Genomic DNA, 22,930 nt, shown 5'->3' on the forward strand with positions numbered 1-22,930 from the left:
CTGCTGCCGTTGTCCGGCGGTATGCAGTTGTGAAGTCTGGGACCTACAGATGTACCCCGCCGTGAGCGAGATCGTGCCTGAGCTGCTCCAGCTCCTCGGGGGACAGCTCGACCAGCGGAAGGCGCAGCGGCCCGGCCGGGAGGCCCAGGCCGGCGAGTGCGGCCTTGGTCGTGATGACGCCCTGGGTGCGGAACATGCCGGTGAAGACGGGGAGCAGCTTCTGGTGGATCTCGGTCGCCTTGGCGACGTCGCCGCTCAGGTGTGCCTCCAGCAGGGCGCGCAGCTCGGGCGTGACGACGTGACCGACCACGGAGACGAAACCGACGGCGCCGACGGACAGCAGCGGAAGGTTGAGCATGTCGTCGCCGCTGTACCAGGCGAGGCCGCTGGTGGCGATGGCCCAGCTCGCGCGGCCGAGGTCGCCCTTGGCGTCCTTGTTGGCGACGATGCGGGGGTGTTCGGCGAGACGGACGATCGTCTCGGTGTTGATGGGGACACCGCTGCGGCCCGGGATGTCGTAGAGCATCACCGGGAGCTCCGTGGCGTCGGCGATCGCGGTGAAGTGCCGGTAGAGGCCCTCCTGGGGGGGCTTGCTGTAGTACGGCGTCACTGCCAGGAGGCCGTGCGCACCCGCCTTCTCCGCGCCGCGGGCCAGCTCGAGGCTGTGCGCCGTGTCGTTGGTGCCGGCTCCTGCGACCACATGGGCCCGGTCTCCCACGGCCTCCACGACCGCCTTGACGAGCTGGGCTTTCTCCGCATCGGTGGTGGTCGGGGACTCACCGGTGGTGCCGTTGACGACGAGGCCGTCGTTGCCGGCGTCCACCAGGTGGGCGGCGAGCTGCTGCGCGCCGTCGAGGTCGAGCGCGCCGTCCGCGGTGAACGGCGTGACCATCGCGGTCAGGACCCGCCCGAAGGGCGTCTGCGGTGTGGAGGTCGGAGCCATAGGGTCCACGCTACTCGCAGCGCACCCCGCGATGCTCCCTCGGGGCTGCTGATGCGGCGCCGATCCGCCACGGGAACCGCCGGGAGGGCGGTGGGGGCCGGAACCGGGTGCGAGTGATGAGGGGCCCCGGCACTGCCTGCTCGGGGGTTCAGGCAGTGCCGGGACCGCACAATCACCCTAGATGAACTTCTTCAAACGCCGCAATACGGACACCTCTGGCACCCCGCCGACCGGCGGGTAGCGGTCAGGGCGCGACGCGGCCGTTGGCGTTGAACGCCGCGTGGGTCAGCGGCATCAGCTTGGCCCACTGCTCCTCCATCAGCTCGCCCACCATCTCGATCTCGCGCTGCGGGAAGCTGGGCACCTTGGCCTGTTCGTGCTGGGTGCGCAGCCCGAGGAAGTGCATCAGCGAGCGGGCGTTGCAGGTGGCGTACATCGAGGAGTAGAGCCCGACCGGCAGCACCGCGCGGGCGACCTCCCGGGCGACACCGGCCGCCAGCATCTCCTCGTACGTCTCGTACGCCTTCCGGTAGACGTCCGCCATGGAGCGGCTCATCAGCTCGTGCTGTTCCTGGGTGCCCGCCACGAACTCGTACTTGCCCGGGCGGCCCTGCTGGACGAGCTTGCGGGACGCGTCCGGGATATAGAAGACGGGCTGCAGCCGGCGGTAGCGGCCCGACTCCTCGTTGTAGGACCAGCCGACGCGGTGCCGGTGGAACTCCCGGAAGACGAAGAGCGGGGCGCTGATGAAGAAGGTCATCGAGTTGTGCTCGAAGGGGCTGCCGTGACGGTCCCGCATCAGGAAGTTGATCAGACCCTTGGAGCGCTCCGGGTCCTTGCTCAGCTCTTCCAGGGACTGCTCGCCCGCGGTGGAGACCCGGGCCGCCCAGAGCACATCGGTGTCGGACGCGCTGTGCTTGACCAGCTCGACCGTCATATCGCTGCGGAAACTGGGGGCGGGCGGGGCGGGGGTTTCGGTCACCGGCTGGTCCTTCCACGTACGTCTGCCAGAGCGGAGCCAGCCTAAGGGGAGGGTCCGACAGCGGACCGTAGCGGGGAGAGGCGGGGAGAGGCAGGGAGAATAGTCCGCTTTGCGCGTCCTTAACCGGACAAACGAGCCTCAGATCGAAGAAACGCGACCCCGGTGACAAACCTCTTCGTCCCGGTTGATATTTTTCACATGCGTTCGTCGGTTGCGGGCACTCTGCCGCCGACCCGGACGTTCACCTCATAACCAACCCAGAACGATCACGCAGGAGCGCACCTTCATGTCCCGCCGCGGAGAATCAGTCCCGTTCGCCTTCATAGCCGAGGCAGATCGGTTCCGCAGCAATGTCACCCCGCCGCCCCCTGCCCGTCGCAGCTTCCGCCAGGTCGCGGGCAGTGCCCTGGTGGGGCTGACCATCGTCGCCGGGCTCGTGGGATCGGTTCTGATCGGACTGCCGGCACTCAGCGACAACGAGACGCCGTCGCACGAGCATCCGGCAGCGGCCGAGGGCCGCTGACCCTGAGGGCCACCCCCGGGAACGGCACCCGGGGGTGGCCGGGTCCAACCCACCTCGCTAATGTCACCGCTCACACCGCTGCGGCGTGCAGCCGCGGGCCAAGCCCCTGTCGTGAGCGAGCGAGGACCCTGCCGTGCCCCTGCCCTTTGTGACAGCCGACCGCGAGGACGCCGTGCACGCGGCCCAGTCGGTGACTCTCGCCGAGGCCGACCGTGATCTGTGGCGGCGCCCCTACTCCCCGGGCCCCTGGCGGGTCGGCGGCGGCGCGCTGCTGCTGCTTCTCGCGTCGTACGTACTCTTCTCCGCGCTCGTCATCGCCCTGGCCGGCGGCGTGCCGAGCGGAGCGATATGCGCGGCCTGCGGCGTACTGCTGATCGTCCTCGCGGTGCGGCTGCTGCGCGCCGGAGTGTGGGTCAGCTCGCATGGTTTGCGCCGGGCAGGGCTGTTCCGTACGACGACGCTGCAGTGGGGCGAGGTGGGGTCGCTGCGTACGGTGCAGCGGCCTGTGCGGTGGCTGGGGCTGCCCCGTACGGTGCAGGGCGAGGCGCTGACGCTCGTCCCGCGCGGGGCGGCGGCGGTCGACAGTGAGCGGGTGCTGCTCACCGACCACAACGCCGACTTCCTCTCCCGGCCGCGGGCTTTCGACCGCGCGGCCGACGTCATAGAGGGCTGGGCAGCCGAAGCGGCGGAAGGTTCCGGCTGAGCCCGTCGAAGCGCCGCCGAACCCTCTTCATCGTGCTTGTTCGCCCCCGGCCTGCGGCCGTGCGTTCCCCCAGTTGTGGCCGGAGGGGGCGCTGTCCGCTTGGTGCAGCGCGATGGCGTGCTGCATGGCCTTGCGGGCGCGGGGGGTGTCGCGGGCGTCGTGGTAGGCCACGGCGAGGCGGAACCAGGAGCGCCAGTCGTCCGGGTTCTGCTCCGTCTCGGCCTGGCGACGGGCGAAGACCGCGTCCGCCGAGTCGCGGTCGATGCGCCCCGAGGGGGTGCGTTCGAGGTCGTCGACGGGCAGCCCGCCCTCCGCCTCCAGCTGCCGCGCCAGCCGTCCTGCACGGCGTGCGAAGCGCGTGGTGTGCCACAGGAACCACGCCCCGATGAACGGCAGCACCAGTACGGCGATGCCGAACGTGACGGTGATGGCGGTGCCCTGCTCGATCAGCAGCACACCCCGGCTGCCGACCAGGACGAAGTAGACGACCAGGACGGCGGCCAGGAGGAAGTAGGTGATCTTCGCGCGCATGCTGCTGTGCTCCGTCGGTGCGGTCAGTCCAGGTCGAGGAAGTGTTCGAGCCCGAAAGTGAGGCCCGGGGTGCCGGGCACCTTGCGTACGCCCAGCAGCACGCCAGGCATGAACGAGCTGCGGTGCAGGGAGTCGTGGCGGATGGTGAGGGTCTCGGCCTCGTCGCCGAAGAGGACCTCCTGGTGCGCGACCAGGCCACGCAGCCGTACGGCGTGCACGGGAACGCCGTCCACGTCGGCGCCGCGGGCGCCCTCCAGTGACGTGCTGGTGGCGTCCGGCTGGGCGGGCAGCTCGGCTGCCTCGCGGGCCTCGGCGATGAGCTGCGCGGTACGGACGGCGGTGCCGCTGGGGGCGTCGACCTTGCCGGGGTGGTGCAGCTCGACGACCTCGACGGACTCGAAGAAGCGGGCAGCCTGCTGCGCGAAGCGCATCGTCAGCACGGCGCCGATGCCGAAGTTGGGGGCGATGAGCACACCGGTGCCGGGCGAATCGGCGAGCTGGGCGCGTACGGTCGCCAGCCGCTCGTCCGTCCAGCCGGTGGTGCCGACGACGGCGTGGATGCCGTTGGCCAGGCAGAACTCCAGGTTGCCCAGGACGGCGTCCGGGCGGGTCAGGTCGACGGCGACCTGAGCGCCCGCCTCGGTCAGCTTGCTGAGCGGGTCGCCGCTGCCGAGGGCCGCGACCAGTTCCATGTCGTCGGCGCCCTCGACGGCCCGTACGGCCTCGGAGCCCATCCGGCCCTTCGCGCCGAGGACGGCTACCCGCAGCTTGCTCATTGTGCTCGTTCCTTACGTGTGAGAGGGAGGGGCCGTCGGCCCGTCAGGCCACGGCCTCGTGCAGATGGGCGGTCTGGCGGTCGGTGAGCCGTCCGATGGCAGCCACCGAGGGGCGCCGGTCCAGTACCTCGCGGGCGACCTCGCGGATGTCGTCGGGGGTGACCGCGGAGATCTTGGCGAGCATGTCGTCCGTGGACATCTGCTCGCCCCAGCAGAGTTCGCTCTTGCCGACGCGGTGCATCAGCGCTCCGGTGTCCTCCAGACCGAGCACCGTGGAGCCGGAGAGCTGGCCGACGGCGCGGCGAACCTCGTCGTCGCTCAGTCCGTGCCGCGCGACGCTGTCGAGCTCCTCGCGGCAGATCTTGAGCACGTCGGGCACCTGGCTGGGACGGCAGCCCACATAGACGCCGAACAGGCCGCAGTCGGCGTAACCGGAGGTGTAGGCGTAGGTGCTGTAGGCCAGGCCGCGCCGCTCGCGGATCTCCTGGAAGAGCCGGGAGCTCATGCCGCCGCCGAGCGCGGTGCTGAGAACCGCGAGCGGCCAGCGGCGCTCGTCGTGCCGGGAGACGCCGGGCATGCCGAGCACCAGATGCGCCTGCTCGGTGGGCCGGTCGAGGAAGTCGACGCGGCCACTGGTGCGCAGGGCGCGGTTGCCCGAGCGGGGTCCGACCGGGTCGACTCCCGCGGTCCGGTCGAGGGCTCCCGCCCTCTCGAACGCCGCCCGGACCTGGTTGACGACCGTGGTGTGGGAGAGGTTTCCGGCGGCTGCGACCACCAGCCGGGTGGGGTCGTAGTGCTTCTTGTAGAAGCGGGCCACCTGGTCGCGGGTGAGCGCGTTGACGGTGTCGACGGTGCCCAGCACGGGGCGGCCCAGCGGGGTGTCGCCGAACATGGTGTGCGCGAACAGATCGTGGACGCAGTCGCCCGCGTCGTCCTCCGTCATCGCGATCTCTTCGAGGATGACGCCGCGCTCGGACTCCACCTCGGCCGGGTCGATGACGGAGCTGGTGAGCATGTCGGAGACGACGTCGATGGCCAGCGGCAGATCGGCGTCCAGCACCCGCGCGTAGTAGCAGGTGAACTCCTTGGTGGTGAACGCGTTCATCTCGCCGCCCACCGCGTCCAGCGCCGCGGAGATCTCCAGCGCGCTGCGCCGCTCGGTGCCCTTGAAGAGCAGATGCTCCAGATAGTGCGTGGCGCCGCCCAGCGCGGGCGTCTCGTCGCGGGAACCGACGTGCGCCCAGATGCCGAACGTCGCGGAGCGGACCGTCGGCAGGGTCTCGGTGATCACCCGGAGCCCGCCGGGGAGCACGCTCTTGCGGACGGTGCCCGCGCCGTTCTTCCCCTCGATCAGCGTCTCGGTGCGGGTCTTGGTACGGGCGACGGCCCGCCCTGCCGGGATGGCGGGGCGGGCCGTCGTACGGAACGTACGCGTCACTTCGCGGTCTCGTCCTCGGACTCGTCGGAGCCGGCCTCGGCCGCTTCGCCGCTGTCGGACTCGGTCTCGTCCAGGACGGGGATCAGCGAGAGCTTGCCGCGCTGGTCGATCTCGGCGATCTCGACCTGGACCTTCTGGCCCACGCCGACGACGTCCTCGACGTTCTCCACTCGCTTGCCGCCGGCCAGCTTGCGGATCTGCGAGATGTGCAGCAGACCGTCCTTGCCGGGCAGCAGCGAGACGAAGGCGCCGAAGGTGGTCGTCTTGACGACGGTGCCCAGGTAGCGCTCGCCGACCTCGGGCATCGTCGGGTTGGCGATGCCGTTGATGGTGGCGCGGGCTGCCTCGGCGGCCGGGCCGTCGGCGGCACCGATGTAGATGGTGCCGTCGTCCTCGATGGTGATGTCGGCGCCGGTGTCCTCCTGGATCTGGTTGATCATCTTGCCCTTGGGGCCGATGACCTCACCGATCTTGTCCACCGGGATCTTCACGGTGATGATCCGCGGCGCGTTCGGGGACATCTCGTCCGGGGTGTCGATGGCCTCCGTCATGACGTCCAGGATGTGCAGACGGGCGTCGCGGGCCTGCTTGAGGGCCGCGGCCAGCACGGAGGCCGGGATGCCGTCCAGCTTGGTGTCGAGCTGGAGCGCGGTGACGAACTGCTTGGTGCCGGCGACCTTGAAGTCCATGTCACCGAACGCGTCCTCGGCGCCGAGGATGTCGGTCAGCGTCACATAGTGCGTCTCACCCTCGATCTCCTGGGAGATCAGACCCATGGCGATACCGGCGACCGGGGCCTTCAGCGGCACACCGGCGTTCAGCAGCGACATCGTGGAGGCGCAGACCGAACCCATGGACGTCGAGCCGTTGGAGCCCAGCGCCTCGGAGACCTGCCGGATCGCGTACGGGAACTCCTCGCGGGTCGGCAGCACCGGCACCAGTGCGCGCTCGGCCAGCGCGCCGTGTCCGATCTCGCGGCGCTTGGGCGAGCCGACGCGGCCCGTCTCACCGGTGGAGTAGGGCGGGAAGTTGTAGTTGTGCATGTAGCGCTTGCGGGTCACCGGCGAGAGGGTGTCCAGCTGCTGCTCCATGCGGAGCATGTTCAGCGTGGTGACGCCCAGGATCTGGGTCTCGCCGCGCTCGAACAGCGCCGAGCCGTGCACCCGCGGGATGGCCTCGACCTCGGCGGCCAGCGTACGGATGTCCGTGACGCCGCGGCCGTCGATGCGCTTCTTCTCCTTGATGACGCGCTCGCGCACCAGGGTCTTGGTCAGCGACCGGTAGGCCGCGGAGATCTCCTTCTCGCGGCCCTCGAACTGCGGGAGCAGCTTCTCGGCTGCCAGCGCCTTGACGCGGTCCAGCTCGGTCTCGCGCTCCTGCTTGCCCGCGATGGTCAGCGCCTGGGCGAGCTCGTCGCGGACGGCCTCGGTGAGGGCCTCCAGGACGTCGTCCTGGTAGTCCAGGAAGATCGGGAACTCGCCGGTGGGCTTGGCGGCCTTGGCGGCGAGGTCGGCCTGCGCCTTGCACAGCACCTTGATGAAGGGCTTCGCGGCCTCCAGACCGGCGGCCACGACCTCCTCGGTCGGAGCCTCGGCGCCGCCCTTGATCAGCTCGACGGTCTTCTCGGTGGCCTCGGCCTCGACCATCATCACAGCCACGTCGCCGTCGGGCAGCACGCGGCCGGCGACGACCATGTCGAAGACGGCGTCCTCCAGCTCGGTGTGGGTCGGGAAAGCAACCCACTGGCCGTTGATCAGGGCGACACGGGTGCCACCGATCGGGCCGGAGAAGGGCAGGCCCGCCAGCTGCGTGGAACAGGACGCGGCGTTGATCGCGACCACGTCGTAGAGGTGGTCGGGGTTGAGCGCCATGATCGTCTCGACGATCTGGATCTCGTTGCGCAGGCCCTTCTTGAAGGAGGGGCGCAGCGGCCGGTCGATCAGGCGGCAGGTGAGGATCGCGTCCTCGGAGGGCCGCCCCTCACGCCGGAAGAAGGAGCCGGGAATCTTGCCGGCCGAGTACATCCGCTCCTCGACGTCGACCGTCAGGGGGAAGAAGTCCAGCTGTTCCTTGGGCTGCTTCGAGGCGGTGGTGGCCGACAGCACCATGGTGTCGTCGTCCAGGTAGGCCACGGCCGAACCGGCGGCCTGCTTGGCCAGCCGGCCGGTCTCGAAGCGGATGGTGCGGGTGCCGAAGGAGCCGTTGTCGATGACGGCCTCGGCGTAGTGGGTCTCGTTCTCCACCAGGAAAATCTCCTCGTCTGCGTCCGCTGCTCGGTCTGCGGCGGACTGTGTACTCAGGAGCGCTCCCGGTGCGGGCCGGTCTTCGATCGAAGCTCCCGGTGCCTCCGCGGGGTTTCCACGGGTCCGGGGGCCACTACCGAGGACCGGCGTCTCGGGCGCGCTCCTTGTCTCTGCTGTCGGTTGTGCTTACTGCTTTGTCTCGCGGTTCTGTCTCGCGTGACAAGACTACAAAGCTTCGACGTTCCGCGAGATGCGTCGTACTGCGATACGGCGAGCGGCCGTACTGCGATACGGCGAAGGGAGCGGCCCCCGGGTCCGGGAACCGCTCCCTTCGTCACGTACTAGCGGGCGCCCGCCGCGCCGCGGCGGATGCCGAGGCGCTCGACAAGCGCTCGGAAGCGCTGGATGTCCTTCTTGGCGAGGTACTGCAGCAGGCGGCGACGCTGGCCGACCAGCAGCAGCAGGCCACGGCGCGAGTGGTGGTCGTGCTTGTGGGTCTTCAGATGCTCGGTCAGGTCGCTGATGCGACGCGAGAGCAGCGCCACCTGGACCTCGGGGGAGCCGGTGTCACCCTCCTTGGTGGCGAACTCGGAGATGATCTGCTTCTTCGTCGCGGCGTCGAGAGACGACACTCGTACTCCTCGGGTTTCTGGCCGCCGAGCGCCCCTGGTCTTCTTCACAGGGGAGTCTTCGATACTCGGGAGGCTGGTACAGGGTATCAGTGGCTAGCTGGTGAGACTGCGGGCCGCCGAGTAGACGTTCATCACCGCCAGGCACAGCGGCACCAGCGTGAGCAGGACGAATGTCTCCAGGATCTCCAGGAACCGGCCCCAGAAGGGGGTCACGCCCTTGTTCGGAACGGCCAGACCGATGGCGACGGCCAGCATCGCGGTCAGGGCCAGCGCGGCGCTCAGCCATACGGTGCGCAGCGCGTCCCCGCCGGACGGGAAGTCCCCCGCCAGGCCGGCGCCCAGCAGCAGCAGTGCCGCGAGACCGGCGACCAGGGAGCTGCTGACCTGTGAGGTGTAGCGGAAGAGGCGGGCGCGCAGCAGCATCGCGATGCCCGTCGCGAGGGTGAGCAGCTGTCCCCAGCCGGAGGCGGAGAAGCTGAGCACCGCCGCCGAGACGACGACCACGGCCGCGCAGCCGCCGACCAGGCCGACCAGCAGCTCGTGGCCGCGCCGTGCCTGCGCCGCGATCCGTTCGGCGTCGATCGGCCCATGGGTCTCCGGTGTGGCGTCCGGGTCGGCGTCGTAGTCGCTCATCCGGGTGCGGGTGGCCTCGAAGCCGATGGGCAGCCGCGCGAAGCGGGTCGAGAGTCCCGGCAGGAAGGCGAGCAGGCCGACGGCGACGGGCGCGCAGATGGCGGCCGTATCCACCGGGGGCAGGTCGGACACGATCGCGATGAAGGTGATCAGGGTGCCGATGGTCGCGGTGAAGGCGGCGGCGACGAACGGGCCGTCCCCGTTCGGGGTGAGCGCGATCAGGATGGCGGAGCCCAGCAGCACGGCCACACAGCCGAGCAGGAACTGGAGCCTGCCGACGCCCACCCCGTCCTCCAGGGGCAGCAGGCCGCTGCCCGCCACCATCAGATGCGGCATGGCCGCCAGTCCGAGCGTGACGGCTGTGGGCCGGTCGTCGTAGACGCGCGCCCGTACGGCGGACAGCGCCAGCAGCAGCACACCGGTGACGCCCGCCAGGATGCCCGCCAGTCCGTGCATGTCGTGCCCGGCCGGGTCGGAGAACCACAGCACGACGGCCATCAGCGACAGCAGCACACCGCCGCCGATCAGCCCGGCGGCGCGCAGCATGTCGTCGCCCCACAGCCTGCGGTCGCGGGTGACGGCGGAGGCCACCGCGTCGGAGACGTCGTCGAAGACGGCGGGCGGCAGCGACTCGGCGAACGGGCGCAGGCTGAGCACCTCGCCGTCGAGGATGCGCTGGGCCGCGAACGAGCGGGAGCTGTCCAGCACCGTGCCGTCGCGGCGCACCAGGTGATAGCCGACGGGGGCGCCCTCGGCGGGGCTCTGGCCGGAGAGCCGCAGGATCTCCGGGTACAGATCGGCGACCGGGATGTCCTCCGGGAGCGCGACGTCGATCCGGCTGTCGGGCGCGACGATGGTCACCCGGCTGAAGCCGGTGTCCAGGGCCGACCCGGCCGCCCGGCCGGACGGACCGGCCGCACCTCGGGCACCGCCGGATCCCGGCTGCCCGCCGGATCCGGTGGCCGCGGCGGAAGCCGTCGTACTCACCTGTGTGTCCCCCTCGAAGAGCCTGCTGGGCAGCTGCCGCAGTCATGGCGGCAGCGCGCGACACCCTACCGCTCCCGGTCAACTCACTGTGCCACTAGGATCGCCAGCCACGGAGGGGGACCGTCCAGGAGGGGCCGTCGCCACGGGTGACGGTACCGAACGTCCCTTCCGCACCAGGGACACAGGGAACTTAAGGGAACGCAAGGGAAATTGGTGCGCGAGTGACCCAGATCGTCGTCAAGCGTCCGCCGAGGGCGTTGCCTCCCGATGTGCCCGCCGAGGAGCTCCGGCTGGAGCCACCGCCCGAGCTGCCCAAGGGCCAGCAGGAGGGCATGTGGATGCAGGTTCTGCCGATGCTCGGCATGGGCGGGTCCAGCGTGTACTTCCTCATGCCCGGTATGAACTCCCACCCGATGATGAAGATCATGGGTGTCCTGATGCTGTTCTCGACGCTCGCCATGGTCATCGCCATGGTGGTCCGGATGCGCCGGGGCACCCAGGGCGAGATGGCGCAGACGCGGCGCGACTACCTCAAGTACCTGGCACAGACCCGGCGCACGGTCCGCAAGACGGCGCTCAAGCAGCGCGACGCCCAGTTCTATCTGCACCCCGCGCCCGACCAACTGTGGTCCCTGGTGGCCGAGGGCAGCAGGGTGTGGGAGCGGCGCCCCTCGGACGAGGACTTCGGGCAGGTCCGCGTCGGCCTCGGCGTACAGCAGCTGGCCACCCCGTTGATCAGTCCGGAAACGGCGCCGGTCGACGAGCTGGAGCCGCTGACGGTCGGCGCGATGCACCAGTTCATCAACACCCACGCCACCATCGACGGGCTGCCCATGGCCGTGTCGCTGCGCGCCTTCTACCACGTGACCGTCAGCGGCGACCCCGACTCGGTGTACGCCGAGGCCCGCGCCCTGCTGTGCTCGCTCGCCGCGATGCACTCCCCCGAGGACCTGGTCATCGCCGTCGCCGCGACCCGCGAGTCCTACCCCGCCTGGGACTGGGCCAAGTGGCTGCCGCACGCCCAGGCCAAGGACCTGGCCGACGGTGCGGGGGCACGGCGGCTGATCGTCGGCAACACCCTCGAGTTGGAGGAGCTGCTGGCCGCCCGGCTGGAGGGGCGGCCGCGGTTCAACGGCGCCGCCGACCCGGTGATGGAACAGCCGCACATAGTCGTCGTGCTGGACGGCACCTCTGTGCTGCCCAACTCGCTGCTGGCCGCACCGGAGGGCTTGCAGGGCGTCACCATCGTCGAAATCGTCCCCGGCGACGTCGATGTGGCACGCGGCGGCCTGTCGGTCGTCGTCAACCCGCGCAGCCTGCGCCTCGAATCGGGCCCCGGCATGGTCTACGAGGGCACCCCGGACACGCTCTCCTACGAGGCGGCCGAGGCGGTGGCGCGGCAGCTCGCGCCGCTGCGGGTCGGTTCCGGTGACGACGGTGACGAACCGCTGCTGGCCAAGCTGGAGTTCACCGACCTGCTCAACCTGGGCGACGCCGCCGCGGTCGACGTCTCCCGCACCTGGCGGCCGCGCTCGCAGGCCGAGCGGCTCAGGGTGCCGATCGGTGTGGGCGAGGACGGCCAGCCGGTGATGCTCGACCTCAAGGAGGCCGCGCAGGACGGTATGGGGCCGCACGGGCTATGCGTGGGCGCGACCGGTTCCGGTAAGTCGGAGTTGCTGCGCACCCTGGTGCTGGGCCTGGCGGTCACCCACTCCTCGGAGACGCTGAACTTCGTTCTCGCGGACTTCAAGGGCGGTGCGACCTTCGCCGGTATGGCGCAGATGCCGCACGTCGCCGCGGTGATCACCAACCTCGCGGACGATCTGACCCTCGTGGACCGGATGGGCGACTCGATCCGCGGCGAGCTCAACCGGCGCCAGGAGATGCTGCGCGACGCGGGCAACTACGCCAACATCCACGACTACGAGAAGGCCCGCGCCGCCGGCGCCCCGCTCTCCCCCATCCCGTCGCTCGTCCTGGTCATCGACGAGTTCAGCGAGCTGCTCACCGCCAAGCCCGACTTCATCGACATGTTCATCCAGATCGGCCGGATCGGCCGCTCGCTGGGTGTGCATCTGCTGCTGGCCTCGCAGCGGCTGGAGGAAGGCCGGCTGCGCGGCCTGGAGACCTATCTCTCCTACCGGGTCGGTCTGCGGACTTTCTCCGCCGCCGAGTCCCGTGCCGCGCTGGGCGTCCCCGACGCCTACCACCTGCCCTCGGTGCCCGGCTCCGGTTACCTCAAGTTCGGCACCGACGAGATGACCCGCTTCAAGGCCGCCTACGTCTCCGGCGTCTACCGCGCGGGCAGCGACGACATGCGGGCCGGACCGCTGGCCCCCAACCGGCGCCCCGTCCTGTTCACCGCCGCCGAGGTGCCGGTGCAGCAGCCCGACCCGGACGCCGCGCCCGTCCCCGCACAGCCCACCACCAACCCCGACGACGACGCACTCGCCGACACCGTGCTGGACGTGGTCGTACGGCGCCTGGAGGGCCAGGGCACACCGGCCCACCAGGTGTGGCTGCCCCCGCTGGACAGCGCCTCGCCGCTGGACGAGTTGCTGCCGCCGCTGTCTCCCGTGGAGGGCCGCGGCCTGACCGCCGCCGACTACCCGCGGCAAGGGCAGCTGGTCGTCCCGGTCGGACTGGTGGACAAGCCGTTCGAGCAGCGCCGCGACCCGCTGTACCTGGACTTCTCCGGCGCCGCCGGCCACATGCTGGTCGTCGGCGGCCCGCAGTCCGGCAAGTCCACCCTGATGCGGACCCTGATCTCGTCGTTCGCTCTCACCCACACCCCTGCGGAAGTGCAGTTCTACGGGCTCGACTTCGGTGGTGGCGGCATGTCGTCCATCGCCGGACTCCCGCATGTGGGCGGCATCGCCTCCCGCCTCGATCCCGAACGGGTACGCCGTACGGTCGCCGAGGTCTACGGCATCCTCAACCGCCGCGAGGAGTACTTCCGCGCCAACAACATCGACTCCATCTCGACCTACCGCAGGCGGCGCGCCCGCGGTGAGATCACCGACCAGCCGTGGGGCGACGTCTTCCTCGTCATCGACGGCTGGGGCAACTTCCGCAACGACTACGAGGGCCTGGGCGACATCGTCAACGACATCGCGGCCCGCGGTCTGGGCTACGGCGTCCACCTGGCCATCACCGCCTCCCGCAACATGGAGGTGCGGGCGGCTCTGAAGGACCTGCTGATGAACCGGCTGGAGCTGCGGCTCGGCGACACCATGGACTCCGAGTTCAACCGCAAGGTCGCCGCGAACGTCCCGCCGGGCGTGCCCGGACGCGGCCAGACGATGGACGCGCTGCACTTCATGGCCGGCGTTCCGCGCATCGACGGCATCGGCTCCGACGACGAACTCGCCGACGCCGGCGCCGAGATGTGCAACACCGTCAGCACCCACTGGCGCGGCGACCGCGCGCCGCAGGTGCGGCTGCTGCCCCGCGAGCTCCCGGCCGCCCGCCTTCCCGGAGGCGGCGCGCACCCCGAACGAGGCGTCGCCTTCGCCATCGACGAGAACAATCTGGAGCCGGTCTTCGTCGACTTCGAGACCGACCCGTTCTTCCTCGTCTTCGGTGAGAGCGAGTCCGGCAAGACCGCGCTGCTGCGGCTGCTCGTCAAGCAGATCACCGAGCGGTACTCGGGCGACGAGGCGAAGATCGTCGTCGGCGACTACCGGCGCTCGCTGCTCGGCGCCATCCCGGACAGCCATCTGCTGGAGTACGCGCCGATGTCCAACACGATGGAGACGCATATGAACGCGCTCCGCGATCTGATGGACCGGCGCGCTCCGTCCTCCGATGTCACGCCGCAGCAGTTGCGTGACCGCAGCTGGTGGACGGGCCCGCAGATCTTCATCGTCGTCGACGACTACGAGCTGGTCGCCACCTCCAGCGGCAACCCGCTGGCCGTCCTGACCGAGCACCTCCCCTTCTCCCGCGATGTGGGTGTCCGCTTCCTCATCGCCCGCAGCTCCGCCGGCGCCTCTCGGTCGATGTTCGAGTCCTTCATGACCCGTATCAAGGAGCTCGGCGCCCAGGGCGTCGTCCTCTCCGGCGACCCCAACGAAGGCGATCTGCTCGGCAACGTCCGCCCCCGGCCCATGCCCCCCGGCCGCGGCTTCTTCGTCTCCCGCAAACGGGGAACGCCGCTGGTGCAGTTGGGTTGGATGCCGGACGAGAGCTGAGCGGCCTGCTCACCGGACGCGGTGCATGGTTGCGCCGCGTCCACGTAGGCTGACACTCCGAAGCCGGAGGCCGGAGAAAGGAGAACTGCTGTGGGTACTCAGCAGGAAAAGGAAGAGCTGTACGCCATGGACATCTCCGACGCGGTATGGGAGAGCGCCCCCGGCAGCCCCGAGGACGAACGCGTCGAGATCGCCCACCTCCCCGGCGGCGCCGTCGCCATGCGCAACTCGAAAGAGCCGGACGTGGTGCTGCGGTACACGGCGGCGGAGTGGGAGGCGTTTGTATTGGGGGCGCGGGACGGGGAGTTCGATCTGGAGCCGATGCCGCACAATGGGGGCCGACCGCAGCAATAGTCGCTCCGCGCTGTGTCCGCGCGGTTGAGAAAACACTGAGGGTGGGTTTCCGCGGAAACCCACCCTCAGTGTGTGACGGATTCTGACCCTGATTTTGGGCGTCAGATCCTGCCCTGATCCTGGAACCACTTGGCAGACTTCATGTCTGTCGCCTGGTAGCCGTCCTTGCTCAGACGCACGGCCTGGGCGATCTGCATCAGGTTGAGATGAACAGCGGAGACCTCCGCTTCCCACTTCTTCATCGTCGCCTGGTAGGCAGTCTTCGCCTCGCCCTCCCACACCGCGGAGATCTCCCTGACCTCCCGCTCGATCTCGTCGAGGTCGCCCTTCAGGTTCTTCGCCTGCTTGTCGATGGCATCAGCCGCAGCATCCAGGCTGGCATAACTTACCTTCAGCCCTTCCTCGTACGTGTTCGGGTTCGGCATTACCCTTCCTCCCTGAGATGATTTTGTACCGTCCGTGAAAACCGCCGACGCGGCGCCTCATCTCACGAGCGGTTGAAAGACCCTTGAGCTATGCCTCAGTTCGACGGTGGAGCCGAGTACATGTCGAGCTTGGAGCCGGGCTGTCCCCCTGGACCCACACCGTATCCGCTGCTGTTGTCGGCCACGTCGATACCGCGAAGGGCTTGCGCGATGTCGTCTTCGTTGAGCCCGGACGCCTTGCGGGCGGCCTCGATACCCTCGAGGAAGTAGGCCAGCAACCGGTTCAGCGAGGCCATGTGGTTGTTGATCTGGGTCTGCTTCGCGTTGAAGGCACCAGCACCAATGCCCCTCCAGTGCGTCTCGATCGAGTCGATGACACCCTGAAGTCCCTTGACCTGCCCGTTGATGTTGCCGATCTTCGCTACGAGCCACTCCTCCTTCTTCCGGAGTGACGCATCATCGAGTTTCTGGTCCGCCATGACCCTCGTCCCCTTCGTGAGTTCTGAACTTCGTCATATCGCCGCTTTCGTCTACGACTATGACGCCCGCCGTCACTTGCCTAGTTCCGCCTCATACGTACGACAGCGAAGCCACACCCGGCGAGGACGACGACTCCTGCCGCGATGCCGGTGGCGGGCAGGAGCCAACCACCGTCCTTCTTCTCGGACTTCGAGTCTGCCACCTTTGCCTGACCAGGGGCAGCCTCTTTGTTCGAGTCTTCTTTGCCCTCGCCCTTGGCGTCCGAGCTCGACGACTTCGACGATGACTTCGACTTGGTGTGCAGCGTCCGCTCGCCGGTGAGCGGACTGATGTCCGGATCGCCGGGATCGCCCTTGTTCTCCAGGAGATTGATGCGGGGGCGGACGGCTCCGTAGCCGACGTACTTGCTGGGTCGGTCTGCCAGGTCTCCCGTCTTCATCAGCACGCGGAGAACCTGGTTCGCCGTCCAGTCCCGGTGATGCGACCAGATCAGGGCTGCGGAGGCCGAGGCGATGGCGGTGGCGGCGCTGGTGCCGCCCTTGGTGCAGTACCTCTCCTTCTTCCCGTCGCACCATCCGGGAAGACCTACTGCCGGACCGGAAAGGATTGTCTGGTCGCCGTGGGTGGAATAGTCAGCGACCTTGCCGTTCTTGTCGACACCCGCTACGCCCGCGACATCGGGGTAAGCAGCAGGGTAGTTGACGCGATTACCCTTCTTCGCGTCATTCCCCGTGCCGGCCAACAGGAGCTTTCCCTTCTTCGCCGCATACTCCACCGCCTCCTTGACGGCAGGATGGGGAGCCCCTCCGACAGACATGCTGATGATCCGTGCGTCGCTGTCAGCAGCCGCCTTGATGGCTTCCCCGAGATGCTCCTTCGTCATGTCGGCGCCTTTCACGCCTTTCAAACTGGTCCGGATCGGGATGATCTTTGCGCCTGGTGCGAGCCCCTTCAGGGTTCCGTCTTTTCCGGAGCCTGCGATGAGTTCGGCCATCGTCGTCCCATGGCCGACGTCATCCCGCGTTTCGTCGCCCGGAGCGCCGGAGACGTCCTTCCCTGGAAGCACGCGGCCTCGGAGTGACTGAGTGGACGGATCGACCCCGGTGTCGATGACAGCCACCTTGATTCCCTTACCGGTGCTCACTTTCCACACCTTCTCGGCCTGCATGGCCTTCAGATGCCACTGCTGGGACTGAACGCCATCCGCGTGTGCAGCCGGAGCCAGCCCGACCAGGCAGGCCGTCCAGGCTCCGACTGCCGCAAATCCGGTGAGGAGACGGCGCTTTGTTTGTTGCTTTCGAGGAACTGCCGTCATGGTCGCTCTCACTGGATTACTCGATTACCGGCGGTACACTGCCACGCCGCTCAGCCGACTCGTTCTGCCTGCCTTCCGTCAGGTAGTCCGGGCGACGCCTACGCTCGCGCTTCTCGCGCTGAGAGGAAGGGGGAACCTGTCCGCCGACGACCAGCCCTCCGCCTCCGGGGATGAAACCGGCCGAGCCACGCTCCTGCTCTGAAGCGCCGTTGCGAGGCTCCCCGACGATGCCATCCCGGTTGGTTACTGCCTTGCGACCGGAAGGGCCTTCTCCGCCGCCAGTGCCGGTTGCTCCTCTTGCGCCCAAACCACTGACCGGTGGGACCGCGCCCGTTGGGCGCTGAGCGGCCGTCGAGCCCTGTCCATCGATGACCGTGCCCCGCGGCACCCGCGAACCCGACGCTTTCGAGCCGGATACAGGCTGACTGGGAGTACCGCCCACAATTCCGCCGCGTTGGACAGCCCGGGCGGTGGAGTTCGTTCCGCGCCCCCCGGTGGTCGGCCCGGTGGTGACTGGGGGAACGCCCATCATTCCGGGGCGCCCGAGTCCGCGGTTTGCGTTGTTACCGGCTTGCTGGCCTGTCGGTCCAGGGACCCCCGGGCCGACGACAGGGCCTGGCCTTCCGGGGGGCGCGACAGGACCGTTCGGCCCCGTCGGTCCGGTACGCCCCATCGGGGGCGGCGGTACGAACGGGCGCTGCGGGCCGGTGCTAGCCGTGGTCGGCGGCGGCACGACGGGCCGAGGTGGTCCGGAGCCGGGCACCAGCCGACTGGGCCCCGGCGGGACAACGACAGGGCCAGGGCTGGGCGGTGGGCCGCCAGGCGGCAGGCCGGGCTGGGCCGTCGGAGGCATGTGAGGCGGGGTGCCAGGGTCCACCGGCTGCACGACAGGAGCAGGTGGGGCACTGTCGAGGTCCGTAGCAACAGACGTGCCCGGACGGACAGGGTCCGGGGGGAGAGCGGGGTTCGGGGTGGACTCGGCCCTGCCGATCGCGCCGTCGTTGGCGGGCACATAAGCCGGTGTCGAGTGAGCGGGCCCTCCGGAGGAAGGGCTTCCAACTGCATGGGGGGCTACTGCTGCCGACTCCGGGCCAGCACCCTGACCGGCACCTCCACTGGAAGGGTCGATCGGGCTCTGGGGCGCCGGCGGCATCCCCACATCCGGGACCGCGGAGAACACCGGCTTGTCTTTCTCCGCCGTCTGGATGTGCTGGAGCGCCACCTGGTAATAGGAGCCCAGCTTGGTCATCTGGGTGATGGCCTCTTGGCGGTGCTTCTCCCGCTTACGGCCTTCCGGCGTGGATTTGTCGACGATGTCGGGGGCGACGTGGGGAGGGAGACCCTTGCCGCCCTTCTGCGCGGCCTTGTCGTCGCCCGGGTCCCGCTTCGGCATCGAGGCCTTGACCATGGCCAGGCCGATGCCGGCACCCTTGAGGTGCGAACCGACCGTGGCCGCGTACTCGCTGAGCTTCAGGGTGTTCTTGCGAAGATCCTTTCCCCAGTCATGGAAGGCCTTCTTCGCTTCTCCCTCCCAGGAGGCCTCGGCCTCGTCGAAGTGAGTCTTCAACTCCCTCTCGGCCGACTTGATGGCGCGGGCTGCGTCCCACAGAGCTTCCCCGACGTCCTCCAGGTCCTGGGGGACGGAGTCCTCGACCAGATCCACCAGCTGGTTGAGTCGGTAGCTGTCGAAGGGCGTGACAGGGCTCTTGGGGATGTTGGGCGCGAGCAACAGGGGAGCGCCGGCCGAATATGGGAGCAGGGGGTTCTGGTCCGGCTGCCAGAGAGGGTTGTACTCCATCGGGACGGAGGCGTCGTTCGGCATCTCGTCAGCCGAATAGCCCTTCCCGGAATACGGGTCAAGCGACTCGTTCTTGTCGTCGCCTTTGCCACCCATGCATCCTCCTGTTCCCGGGTGAGAGCAAGCAGTCAGAAACCGGTCTTGTCAGCGTCGCCCTTGGGCTTTCCACCCTTGGGCTCGTCGTCACCCTTGTGGTGACCTTTGTCCCCGTCGCCGTGCTGGCCCTTGCCGTGCTGCTTCGCCTTCTCTTCGAGGGCCGCCGTCTTGTTGTAGATCTCCCAGAACCGGCGCTTCTCTTCGTCTTCCACCGCATCGAAGCCTCCGTCGGCGAACTTGACGGCGATGCTCATCGCGTCGATCTGATCCCGGAGATTCTGCGAAAGAGTGGTGAGGGTGTCGTGCACCTCGTTGTATTTGGTGAAGAGGTCGTCGGCTTCGAAGAAGAGGGCACCCGCGCCGCTGAGAGCATTCCTAGTGAGGCGTTTGGCGGCAATGTTCTGCTTCGCCCCAGGGGACCCGTCCAACTGCGTGATGACCCCGTCGATGCGCTTCTTCAGCTTCTTCAGCGCTTCCACGCGCCGCTCCAGGTCTCCCTTGGAGTGCGGCGACGATTTCGCCGGCAGGACTGGTGGTGGTGTCTCCTTGCCGTCCGGCCCCAACTGCCCCATGGGCTCCCCCCTTCTGCCCCGCCTTCAGGCGCTTGCTCGACGGTCTCGGTGCTTGACGTGGTCGCGTCGAACAGCGCTCAGGTCACTGTAGTAGCTGGACCCGGTCGATCCCAACTGCAAATTGGCTGCTGACAGTTGCTCGTAGCAGGACCGTAACGTGTGACACGCCTGCTGGCACATACCTCTTTTCTACCAACGGGCACTGACACCGACCCGTCGGTGAACCCGACGGGAGGCCGTCAGCGGCTTGCCTTCGGGTGCTTGCGGCGGCGCCAGTCGCGGTAGACGAGCGAGGTGCCTGCCACCACCGCCACGAGGGTGCCGCCTCCCACAAGGACGTAGGTTCCGAGCCTCTCGTTCCGTTCTTGCTCGGTTTCTCCCAGCTGAAGTTTGGCCGGTGTCGGTTTTTCGCCTGTTTCGACGCCTTCTTCGGCCACGGGGCGATCGATGCGTTTGTCGTCCTCGGTCAGGGCGGCCACCGGGTCGACGACGCCCCAGCCGACGAGGCGGTCGTGGCCGGGGATCGAGCGCTCCGCGGTCTGCTCGATCTGGGCGACGATGTTCTGCTGGGACCACCTGCCGGGGCCCTTGTTGTGCTTCGCGCGGAGGAGTGCCGCGACGCCCGCCACGTAGGGGGCGGAGAAGCTGGTGCCGTTGTCGATGCAGTGGCCGCCCTTGGGGACGGTGGAGACCATGTCGACGCCGGGGGCTGCCACGTCCACGAAGTCACCCGCCTGGGAGAAGGGGGCGCGCTCGTTGTTGCGGTCGGAGGAGGCGACCGCGAGGACGCCGGGGTAGGAGGCGGGGTAGGTCTTCTTGTCCTTGCCGCCCAGTCCGTCGTTGCCGGCGGAGGCGACGACGACGACGTCCTCCTGGACAGCGCGCTGTACGGCGAGTTCGAGCGAGGAGTCCGGTTTCAGGGCCTCGGCGGTGTCCTGGGAGATGTTGATGATGTCCGCGCCGGCTTTCACCGCGTAGTCGATGGAGTCGGCGAGGCTGGCAGCCGTGCCGCTGCCGTTGGCGTCGTTCTGCTTGATCGGGATGATCGTCGCCTTGGGCGCGAGCCCGACGAAGCCGGTGTTCTCGGCCGGGCGGGCGGCGATGATGCCCGCGACCTTGGTGCCGTGGCCGACTTCGTCCGTGGTGCCGTTGGCCTTTCCACGGGGGGTGGCGGCGCCCGTCTCGTCCTTCTTCGGCTTCTTGGGGAGCAGGTTCTTGCCGGCTTTGGCGTCGACGGCGTCCGTGAGCTGCTTGTTCGCGATGTCGACACCGGTGTCGATCACGGCGACCCGGACACCGGCGCCCTGGTTGGTGTCCTTCCACAGCTCGTTGAGGAGGACCCTCTGCAACGACCACGGGCGGCCCTCGTACGGCTTGGCGGGGAAGCTGCACTGGGTGCTGACGTCCGCGGCGGCGGGCGGGGCGACGGTGACTGTCAGGGTGGAGGCGGTCACGGCCGTCGCGGCGGCGGTCGCCGCCAGGCGGCGCAGACCACGCGGTCCGGTGGTGCGGCGCCGCGTGCTGCCGTTGGGCGCCGTCTTCGCACTGCTGCGCATCGTCGCCGTCGCACTGCTGCGCATCGTCGCCTTCGTACTGCTGCGCACCGTTGTGTTCGTACTGCTGCGCATCGTCGTCACCCCCCTCAGGAGCCCTGCGGCTGTTGCGCGTCGCCGGTGGACAGGCGCGGCCCTGTCGGCAGGAACGCGGCCCATTCGGCCGGGATGGGAGCGGGCTTGACGTTCTCGTAGCCGAGCCTGCGCTGCGCGTTCTGTCCCTCGGACTGCTGCTCCTGCTGGGACTTCTTGCCGTCCCTGCCGATGCCCGAGTCGCCCTGCTCGCTGTCGGTGTTGTTCTGCATCGCGTAGCGCAGCCCGGTGTCGGTCACCAGGAAGACGCCGCCGGAGCGGGGGCTGCGGCCCTTGAACTGGCGGAAGAGCTGGCCGGTTCCGGGGGTGACGTAGGCGCTGGAAGTGCCTGCGGGGAGCTGCTCGGGGAACTTGTCGCCCACCCAGGTGCTGAGCGTGGTGGCACCGCTCTTGCCATCGACCTTGCGCAGTACGTTGCAGGCGACGTCGCGGCCGGCGCTGACGGAGTTGACGACGCCGCCGCGCTCCCGGGGCCACTTGAGGGAGTAGCCGAACGAGCCGGACGGGGAGAAGGCGCTGGCGTTGACCTTGATGGCCTCGCCGTCCTGGTTCAGCGGCAGCAGCTGTTTGGAGGAGAGCAGCAGTTGCGCCATGAAGTCGGTGATCCGCAGGACCTTGCCGGACAGAACGACGTAGTGCTGCATGTGGTTGCCGGAGGTCGACTGGATCACGGTGCCGACCTGGTTGGTGTTCGGGTCGAGTCCGGGGACTCCAGCGTCCGTGCCGACCCGTCCGGGGACCTGGGGGAAGGAGATGCGCTGGCCGGTGTGCAGCGTTGCCAGCCATTCCCGTGAGACGCGCTGGGGCTTGCGATCGCCCACCAGGACGCGCAGCAGTGTCTCGTCCTCCGCCAGGCGGTACTTCCAGCCGGACTTGTCGACGACGTACAGCCGGTCGTCGGGGCCCTGGACGTAGGCGAGGTCACCGCCGCGCAGCCGGTTCTCACCCTCGACCTTGTCCTTGTCGCGATCGGCCAGTACGAAGGCAGCCTTCTGGACGGCGCGATCGCCCTGGCTGGGCCGCTCGCAGACCGCCCAGCGCTTCTTCTGGCCCGCCTCCTGGCCCTCGGGGAGCCGGTCGGGCGCGTAGGGGATGCCGAGGGTGGCGCCGTGCGGGATGTCGCCCTTGTCGAGGATCTTCTCGTCGACCTTGATGACCTCGCCCTTGCCGGGATCGAGCAGCAGTTTGGCGGAGGCGAGATTGAGCACCGGGTGGAGCTGGGCCTTGCCGTTGGTCTTGAGCACCACGTAGCGGGTGGTGGACTCGGAGCCGATGATGACCTTTTCCTCGGGGGTGTCCCAGCCTTCGGGAGCCTTCGGCTTGAACATGCCCCAGGCGCCGAACCCGACGAGGATCAGCACGCCGACGACAATGCCGGGCAGAATGCCGCGCAACGGGCGGGGGGCACCCTCCTCGGTGCCTGTCGGTGACGGCTGGAGAAACGCCGCCACCAACCGCTTCTTCGCGAAGGTATAGGCATTGAGCTCGTCGCGCCGTGATGCCATGAGTGAAAGACGCTCCCCTGAAGTCCCTGCTGTCCCCCGCACCGTCCGGTCCTGACGGGCCCTGACGGCCCCGGCCGGTCCGGAACGGTACCGCTCACCGGTCCGCGCGACGCTCGCGAGCGCTGCCGATTGTCGGACCGGGCCCCTACTATGCC

At 68.8% G+C, this 22,930-nt stretch carries 18 protein-coding genes; 4 read left to right on the plus strand and 14 right to left on the minus strand.

What is annotated here, in order from left to right; genetic code table 11:
* Positions 1-43: 43 nt before the first annotated feature.
* A complete protein-coding gene (gene dapA / locus ACQEU8_RS09695; RefSeq protein WP_433098895.1) occupies positions 44-943 on the minus strand; it encodes a 4-hydroxy-tetrahydrodipicolinate synthase in 900 nt (299 codons plus the stop codon).
* Between the two features lie 244 nt (positions 944-1,187).
* Positions 1,188-1,925, minus strand: a complete 738-nt coding sequence (gene thyX, locus ACQEU8_RS09700; protein WP_433098897.1) for an FAD-dependent thymidylate synthase — start codon at positions 1,923-1,925, stop codon at positions 1,188-1,190.
* A gap of 286 nt (positions 1,926-2,211) precedes the next feature.
* On the opposite strand from thyX, the gene ACQEU8_RS09705 reads away from it, so the two are divergent.
* Positions 2,212-2,448, plus strand: a complete 237-nt coding sequence (locus tag ACQEU8_RS09705; protein WP_433098899.1) for a hypothetical protein — start codon at positions 2,212-2,214, stop codon at positions 2,446-2,448.
* 133 nt (positions 2,449-2,581) lie between these two features.
* Complete coding sequence (locus ACQEU8_RS09710) at positions 2,582-3,151, plus strand: hypothetical protein (RefSeq protein ID WP_433098901.1); 570 nt, start codon at positions 2,582-2,584, stop codon at positions 3,149-3,151.
* 27 nt (positions 3,152-3,178) lie between these two features.
* Here the strand turns inward: ACQEU8_RS09710 and ACQEU8_RS09715 are convergent, their stop codons facing one another.
* The 6 genes from ACQEU8_RS09715 to eccD form a co-directional block, all read right to left on the minus strand.
* Positions 3,179-3,682, minus strand: a complete 504-nt coding sequence (locus ACQEU8_RS09715; protein ID WP_433098903.1) for a hypothetical protein — start codon at positions 3,680-3,682, stop codon at positions 3,179-3,181.
* Positions 3,683-3,705: 23 nt separating this feature from the next.
* Entirely contained in the window at positions 3,706-4,458 is a 753-nt protein-coding gene (gene dapB / locus ACQEU8_RS09720) for a 4-hydroxy-tetrahydrodipicolinate reductase (RefSeq protein WP_433098905.1), read from the minus strand.
* A gap of 43 nt (positions 4,459-4,501) precedes the next feature.
* Positions 4,502-5,896, minus strand: coding sequence for a M16 family metallopeptidase (locus tag ACQEU8_RS09725; RefSeq protein ID WP_433098907.1), 1,395 nt, complete (start codon positions 5,894-5,896; stop codon positions 4,502-4,504).
* A complete protein-coding gene (locus ACQEU8_RS09730; protein ID WP_433098909.1) occupies positions 5,893-8,139 on the minus strand; it encodes a polyribonucleotide nucleotidyltransferase in 2,247 nt (748 codons plus the stop codon). Before ACQEU8_RS09730 ends, ACQEU8_RS09725 begins: the two co-directional genes overlap by 4 nt.
* 341 nt (positions 8,140-8,480) lie before the next feature.
* The gene (gene rpsO, locus ACQEU8_RS09735) at positions 8,481-8,771 is read right to left on the minus strand and encodes a 30S ribosomal protein S15 (protein WP_016470189.1); all 291 of its coding nucleotides are present in this window, start codon (positions 8,769-8,771) and stop codon (positions 8,481-8,483) included.
* Positions 8,772-8,864: 93 nt separating this feature from the next.
* Complete coding sequence (eccD, locus tag ACQEU8_RS09740) at positions 8,865-10,391, minus strand: type VII secretion integral membrane protein EccD (RefSeq protein ID WP_433098911.1); 1,527 nt, start codon at positions 10,389-10,391, stop codon at positions 8,865-8,867.
* A 221-nt stretch (positions 10,392-10,612) separates the two neighbouring features.
* Here eccD and eccCa point away from each other — a divergent pair, with 221 nt between their 5' ends.
* Together eccCa and ACQEU8_RS09750 are read left to right on the plus strand one after the other, a co-directional pair.
* On the plus strand, positions 10,613-14,584 hold the full coding sequence (gene eccCa, locus ACQEU8_RS09745; protein ID WP_433098913.1) for a type VII secretion protein EccCa: 3,972 nt from the start codon (positions 10,613-10,615) through the stop codon (positions 14,582-14,584).
* A gap of 90 nt (positions 14,585-14,674) precedes the next feature.
* A complete protein-coding gene (locus tag ACQEU8_RS09750) occupies positions 14,675-14,938 on the plus strand; it encodes a DUF397 domain-containing protein (RefSeq protein ID WP_433098915.1) in 264 nt (87 codons plus the stop codon).
* 101 nt (positions 14,939-15,039) lie between these two features.
* On the opposite strand, the gene ACQEU8_RS09755 is transcribed toward ACQEU8_RS09750, so the two are convergent.
* The 6 genes from ACQEU8_RS09755 to eccB all read right to left on the minus strand — a co-directional run bounded on the left by ACQEU8_RS09755 (position 15,040) and on the right by eccB (position 22,775).
* On the minus strand, positions 15,040-15,363 hold the full coding sequence (locus ACQEU8_RS09755; RefSeq protein WP_433098917.1) for a WXG100 family type VII secretion target: 324 nt from the start codon (positions 15,361-15,363) through the stop codon (positions 15,040-15,042).
* Positions 15,364-15,458: 95 nt separating this feature from the next.
* Positions 15,459-15,842: a WXG100 family type VII secretion target gene (locus ACQEU8_RS09760; protein WP_433098919.1), complete on the minus strand. Its 384-nt coding sequence runs from the start codon at positions 15,840-15,842 to the stop codon at positions 15,459-15,461.
* A gap of 80 nt (positions 15,843-15,922) precedes the next feature.
* Entirely contained in the window at positions 15,923-17,158 is a 1,236-nt protein-coding gene (locus tag ACQEU8_RS09765; protein WP_433098921.1) for a S8 family serine peptidase, read from the minus strand.
* A gap of 1,926 nt (positions 17,159-19,084) precedes the next feature.
* On the minus strand, positions 19,085-19,624 hold the full coding sequence (locus ACQEU8_RS09770) for a hypothetical protein (protein WP_433098923.1): 540 nt from the start codon (positions 19,622-19,624) through the stop codon (positions 19,085-19,087).
* Positions 19,625-19,863: 239 nt separating this feature from the next.
* A complete protein-coding gene (gene mycP, locus ACQEU8_RS09775) occupies positions 19,864-21,180 on the minus strand; it encodes a type VII secretion-associated serine protease mycosin (protein WP_433102278.1) in 1,317 nt (438 codons plus the stop codon).
* Between the two features lie 86 nt (positions 21,181-21,266).
* Positions 21,267-22,775: a type VII secretion protein EccB gene (gene eccB / locus ACQEU8_RS09780; RefSeq protein ID WP_433098925.1), complete on the minus strand. Its 1,509-nt coding sequence runs from the start codon at positions 22,773-22,775 to the stop codon at positions 21,267-21,269.
* Positions 22,776-22,930 lie beyond the last annotated feature (155 nt).

This window comes from Streptomyces sp. CA-250714, assembly GCF_050936705.1.
Classification (GTDB): Bacteria; Actinomycetota; Actinomycetes; order Streptomycetales; family Streptomycetaceae; genus Streptomyces.